Consider the following 6607-nt stretch of genomic DNA (forward strand, 5'->3'; position numbering starts at 1 on the left):
AGTAGTTCGTCCATTCCCTTTCTCGTCCCTCCTATGGGGACATTTTAACTTTGCACAAAGGGGACTTTACTACTTTGCACTAACACACACACCGATTTTCTTGACACTATGAAACAATCAGGTATAAAATGAAATTGATAGTTATCGCTAAGCGATGAAGCTCGCTTGGTGCTAAACCAACCGCCTTTTTGGGCTGATAGCTTCTAACCGTTACGCAAATAGCGTATGGATAGAGGCTTTTGTTTTTTTAGAGATATTTCATCAGGAAAACCATTCGTGTTTAATAAAAATGATGTATCCGTGGAGGGGATTTTTATGGCTCAAACTAAGGACAATGCAGGTATAGAAAATTTATACCAGGAGGAAGGTTTAAGTGACCTAGATATCCAAGCCAAACGAATCCAATATGGGTATAACGAAATACCGGAAAAGATAGTAGGGCCAATTAAAGGAGTACTAAAACGCATGTGGGGGCCAATCCCCTGGTTACTTGAGGCGGCCATGCTCTTTGAATTGTTTTTAGGTAAGGGTGTCCAGGCAGCAGTTGTTTTCTTGCTGTTAGTTTTTTCTGCAGTGGTCGGATTTTTCCAAGAGAATCGTGCTAAAAAGGCAATTGGCTACCTGCATCAACAGTTGCAAATCAGTGTCCGGGCATTGAGGAATGGAACCTGGGAGACAATACCCTCACGCGAACTTGTTCCTGGTGATATTGTGCACGCCAGAGTGGGGGATATTGTGTCCGCGGACATGGAAGTTATCTATGGCAATGTCAGCGTGAATGAGTCTGCTCTGACCGGTGAATCAATTGATGTCACAAAAGAAGCGGGAGATACAATTTTTTCTGCATCTACAATCAGTCATGGGGAGGTTATTGCACGCGTATCCGCAACTGGAACAAAAAGCTCGTATGGAAAAACCGCAGAGTTGGTCCGAACCGCTGAGGCCCCGGGCCGGTTACAGACATTGCTGTTCAATATTGTCCGATATCTGGCGTACCTGGATATATTTCTTGCGGTTATTCTGGTCACCACTGCTTTCATCCGCGGAACAGCCTGGCAAGATTTATTGCCATTCGTGGTGATTTTGTTTATTGCAACGATCCCAATCTCAATGCCTTCCAGTTTCGTCGTAGCCAACTCGTTGGAAGCAAAGAATTTGGCCAAAGACCACGTGCTCGTCACAGGGTTAACAGGTATTCAGGAAGCCGCAAGCATGAATATCTTGCTTGTCGATAAAACGGGAACATTAACGAATAATCGACCCGAGATTGCTGAACTGGTCTTGTTTGGACAACTGGAAGATACCGATTTGCTGAAATTAGCAGCTGCTGCCAGTGATGACACATCTAATGACACCATCAGTACCGCTATCCTTGGTGCTCTTAAGCAACAAAATTTAGCGATGCCTGAGAGAACGTCATTTACTGCCTTTGATCCTGTTCAGAAAGTCTCCAGGGCTAAGATCAACCAAAATGGGAGGCAATTGAATGTGGTCATGGGGTCTCCGGCCATTATTGCTGAGCAGGCAGAAGTCCCGGAAAATTTTATGTATCAGGTAAATTCGTTGAGTTTGAAAGGATCCCGGGTTCTGGCATTGGCCTCGGGAGAAGACGAGAAACAAGTTTGTCAAGGGTTGATTGCTTTCGCGGATTCTCCTCGAGAAGACGCCAAGGAATCGATAGCAAAAATCCAGGCTTTGGGTATCCGTATTATTATGTTAACAGGTGATACAGCCGGCACCGCCAAAGCGATTGCAGAGCAGGTGGGAATTGGTAATCGCATTGGTACATTGAAAGATGCATTATCCAACCCGTTGGATTTTGACGGATTTGCGAATGTTTACCCCGAGGATAAGTACAAGATCGTTAAGGCTCTACAGGATTTAGGCATGGTCGTTGGTATGACCGGAGATGGCATTAATGATGCACCGGCGCTGAAACAGGCGGATGTGGGTATTGCGGTCAGCACGGCCACAGACGTGGCAAAATCGGCTGCCAAAGTCGTTTTAACACAGGCAAAATTATCTGATATCACCAAAGTGATTGATGCCGGTCACCGTGTTTATAGGCGGATGATGACGTGGACAATTACTAAATTGGCGCGAACCGCCGAATTGGCGGCGCTTCTGACTATTGGATTTATCTTTACGGGCTTCTTCCCGGTTTCATTAAGTCTGATCGTGTTCATCGTGGTGATGAATGATATGGTCACCTTAACGTTAGGATCCGACCGAGCCTGGCCAACCGCCGTTCCCGAAAAATGGAATATGCCACAACTGGCAATGATCTCTGCTATTTTTACCATCGGTTGGTTAGCCCTTGGAATGGGGCTTCTTATGTTCTATCTTAAATTTCAAAATTTAAGTGCTGACCAAATTAGTTCTTTAATGTTTCTGTATTTAATCTATTCAGCAATGGTTACTATCCTGATGACCCGGACCCGCGATTCATTCTGGTCATTCGCACCGAGTCGATGGGTTATTGGCATGATCGCAATCAATTTTATTGTTGCTACACTCATGGCTGCCTTTGGCCTGGTGATGACCGCAGTTTCCTTCCAATTAATTATCACATTATTCATCATCACGCTCATTGCCATGTTTATCTTAGACGCCTTAAAAATCAGGTTTTACAGAGTAACGGGTATTTTAGGAACGGAACGACATTCCTGATGCGTAAACAGGGAGTTTCTAAAAATGGCGAGATGAATTTCGATCGAGTAACCCAATGCAATTCACGCCCGTCTTTCCAAATCAGCGGGTGGAGTTCAGTTGGGATCCTTTATTCGCCATATCCTATGGCTAAAAACTTCACCCAGAATTTATTCTGGTAGAAGATACTTTATTTTCTAAAGATGAAGTATTCTTTCTGATGTAAAAGGAGTTGAGGAAATGATGATTGTCAGAGATTTCATGCAAAAGAATTTTACTTGTGTATCCCCTCAATGTACCGTGAAATCAGCAGCAGAAGAAATGATCCATAAAGGGGTTGACACATTGTTTGTCACCGAAAATGACGAAGTCGTTGGTGTGATTGGAATTCGGGATTTATTCACCCTTCCAATCCCCGCTAGTTTTGGTGGCCCTATGAAAATTATGGAGGAAGGGAATCTTATCAGGGGTTGGGAAGATACTCCTGTTGAGCAACTAATGAACCCTAACGTAATCAGTGTCCCGGAGAATTATCCAATAATGGGTGCTGCCATGAGGATGATCAATGAGGGTAAACATCCTCTGGCAATTCTACATGGGAAAAAATTGATTGGTATTATCGATCGGAGCGATATCGTCAAAGCATTACTCAAAATGGATGTTTCAACTTAAATCACCTAAAAAGAGGGTTCTTGGATGATCGAAATGATGGCCTTTTGGTTGTATCCGAAGCCCAAACTGGCCAAACGGTTTTATTTTAAAGATTAGACTAAGCACTCAACTCTCAATATTAGCCTTTTGGGCAATCTCGTAATACAAATCTCTTCCAATACTCGTTTGTAATGGTTCCACGTCAAGTAATGTGTACGTTCGTTTCCCGTCATTTTACCTGACAGCCCTCTGAAGGACTGTGATTTCCCGTTCCTTTTCATAATAATGAGTGAGCAAACTCATACAGGAGGGATACAAAGAAAACCTAATTGTTATCTTCTAGAAGAGCTGTTGTGATCTAACTGGCGATCTCCGATCCTTCTCTCTCGCTGCAGAGGATTCATTAAACAAGAGCTGAAGCCAATCTCCTTCGATAATGCAGAAAATTGGATCTTTTCTGAAGCCAGGTCGAAATCAGTTGTTCATGTTGAGAAGCTCTTAGAATTGCTGATACTTGTTAAAAATTGAGGAGGTCTTGACCAATATTCCTTGTCTAATACCCGTCTCCATTTGTTTTAAAATCGCGCGCACCAACCAATTGAATCAATGCGTACTTCCAGGCGCCAGCCTCATTATCATTTGCCAGGGAACGGCGAATAGCATCCCTTTTTAAGATGTAATTATGCATGTCTTCAGATAATTCTTCAAAATGCCTGGCCTGCTCATTGAACAAGAATTCGTTGACATCACCTGGTAGATTGGTTTCTAACGCTTTCTTTAAGTGAGGTAAACAGAGCCCAAGCGATCGCCTGTAATACTCCTTGCCTTCTTCCGTTGAAATATAATTGATATATTGGTTAATTAAAATCGCTTCCCTTTCGCGTAATATTCTACATGCCAGACAGTTTTCACTATCAGGAAGTATTTTATCCATATAATTTCTCTGTTGTGCAGGTGTCAAATGGCTTGCAAGGCGAAGATCTGAGGCCACTTTTTCAACCCAGGTAACATACCCTTCACTGATTCCTTTGGGTGATGAAATTTGTTCAAATTGCCAGGTATGAAATTTACAAAATCCTTTGGATTTCACGAACGCCTTGCGGACTTCATCTTCTTCTATAAGATCACTTTGATACTTTGCAAAGAAATCAAAGGTTAATTGACCTAAAGCCGCACAGATCGGGCAGGCTCGCGTTTTGAAGGTAATTGCTGGTGTCTGTAAAGGTGAAATTGCCTTTGATTTTTCGCTTTTAGTCAGCCGTGGCACCTTTCTAAAGGGTTCTGGAAGCTTTTTGAAATCATTTAAGATGCTGTCCCGCAAGGCCACTGCTGCAGATTGCAATTCGAGTAATCTACCCTTATCTTCATCCGAGAGACTGTTGTCGCTTGGAAGAGCACCAACTGAATCGGAAACAATTCGCAACAACTGGTCTAGAATTGAAACCAGCAAAAGCTGGCTTTTTTCTTCGGCCAGGAATTTTTCAAGATCAGCTTCAAGAATTTCAAGTCCATTCTGCCCAACATTTGGATTTCCAGAATGTAATTTGGATTCCAAAGCCAGGCGGGCAGAGAGTGGATAGATTCGAATATCTGAAGAACCCAGGATTCTGGATACACCAGTCTTAATGTAATCGAATACCGAATCAACCTCTTTTTCAGCCAAGAGATCAACCTTATTGACGACAACGAATAACCGCCTGGCATAGAGCTGGACATCTCGCAGAAAAGCCTCTTCTGGTTCGCTCAATGGAGCTTCCACACTAGTGACGAAGATAACTGCGTCTGATTGAGGCAGGAAAGCATATGTAGTGGCGGTGTTTTCAGAGCGATTGGAACCAATTCCAGGTGTGTCAATAAAAAACAGGCCACGGCGTAAAAAAGGAATGGGGAGCTCAACACGGGCTTCAATCACACCTTTGGTGTTCCCTGGATTTCCTTGTTCAGTTACGTATTCTGGCAATTCTGAGAAATTAATTTCCTGTTCAAAAACCCAATCAGATCTTTTTATGTACACCTTCTCTTGTGGGCCAAAGCATAATGTGGTGATGGCGGAGGTAAGTGGAAGTAAACCGGTTGGTAACAAATCACGTCCGATAATTGCGTTCATCAACGAGCTTTTCCCTCGCTTGAACTGACCAACAACTACTAGATTGAAACGATCTTCAGCAAGTTTTACAAGCAGAGCTCGGCATTGCTCTTCGCCCGTTACATTATTATTCTTCCGAAACAGTTGTAAGCCCGAACGCAACAAATCACCTACTTGTTGTCTGGCTAGCGTGTAATACCGCAATTGATTTTCTTGTGAATTTTCGGTTGTTTTTGTCATAGGTTTTATACTCAAAAATTCGCTTCCAAATGTCAATTTCTAAAAAAGAAAGGCCCCCACCTGAGTCGAAACTCGGTAGAGGCCATCAGTCTTGAAAGACATATTTGGCGAGCCTCATCGCATGTAATAAATTATAAGTCTCTGCAGTAAACACGTCAAGCTCAACTTTTTCGTGTTTGTCCCGAAAACGGTTGGTGAAATTGAAAAAAGAAGTGGGCGCAGTATTCTCCCCCAAATACCATCGGCAGACTATGCCACCCCTACCCCAGCCACCATCAACCCGCTGGCCATACCAGACCAGGTCTTGTAGCCTCGAACGGTTCGGGCACGCATTTTCATCCTGCCTATCACTTGTTCGGTGGGGTTGTTGGTCCAGGGTACGCCTTCTTGCCAGTCAAACACGCGAAACCTGGCCCAGTTCTCTGCCAGACGGAGGATCATTGATCGCAGCTTGTCCACGGGCGTGTAATTGCTGCCAGCTCGGCCCGTGGAACCGGGTGGAAACTGCCGGGAAATGGCCACCAGACGCTTGTCTCCCTCGACGGGTAAATCATGCAGAATCTGGCGGACTTCCTCGGCCACCCCGCTCCATTCCGGCGGGAGGGTGGCCTTGAGTTCATGGACAGCTTGCCCTACCCAGCGCCGGACATGGAACTGGCAGATCTGATGCTCCAGCTGCAACGCTTCGACCACGGGCTTGTAACTGGAGAGATCATCGGTGACGATGACACTGATCCCCAGGCGCTGGATGAGCGGTTCCAGAAACCGCTTGACCGCCTGAGGGTCTTTTTCATCCACATATCCCACCGTCACCGGCTCCCCCGTGCCCATATCTACCACCACCAACACCGGTTGCGTCTTGCCCCACCCGCGCACACACGCGCCATCCACCCCAACTACCCGCACCGGCTTCCAGAACCGCTCCCGTTCCAGCTGCTCAGCGCGCTGCTGAACATCCCTCCAGATGCTCATCCGGCTCAA

General features: G+C 45.0%; 4 protein-coding genes and 2 riboswitches. Of the genes, 2 read left to right on the plus strand and 2 right to left on the minus strand.

What is annotated here, in order from left to right:
- Window positions 1-141 precede the first annotated feature (141 nt).
- Window positions 142-213, plus strand: a riboswitch (Fluoride riboswitch).
- A 12-nt stretch (window positions 214-225) separates the two neighbouring features.
- Entirely contained in the window at window positions 226-2670 is a 2445-nt protein-coding gene (locus tag ATHL_RS04240; protein WP_201797931.1) for an HAD-IC family P-type ATPase, read from the plus strand.
- Window positions 2671-2889: 219 nt separating this feature from the next.
- Entirely contained in the window at window positions 2890-3321 is a 432-nt protein-coding gene (locus tag ATHL_RS04245) for a CBS domain-containing protein (RefSeq protein ID WP_062190132.1), read from the plus strand.
- Window positions 3322-3853: 532 nt separating this feature from the next.
- On the opposite strand, the gene ATHL_RS04250 is transcribed toward ATHL_RS04245, so the two are convergent.
- Both ATHL_RS04250 and ATHL_RS04255 read right to left on the minus strand, forming a co-directional pair.
- Window positions 3854-5626, minus strand: a complete 1773-nt coding sequence (locus ATHL_RS04250) for a DUF6062 family protein (protein WP_084001170.1) — start codon at window positions 5624-5626, stop codon at window positions 3854-3856.
- 69 nt (window positions 5627-5695) lie between these two features.
- Window positions 5696-5757: riboswitch (Fluoride riboswitch) on the minus strand.
- A gap of 118 nt (window positions 5758-5875) precedes the next feature.
- Window positions 5876-6607, minus strand: a 732-nt coding sequence (locus tag ATHL_RS04255) for an IS66 family transposase (protein ID WP_236822324.1), incomplete at its 5' end; no start/stop codon positions are given.

This window comes from Anaerolinea thermolimosa (assembly GCF_001050195.2).
Taxonomy (GTDB): Bacteria; Chloroflexota; Anaerolineae; order Anaerolineales; family Anaerolineaceae; genus Anaerolinea; species Anaerolinea thermolimosa.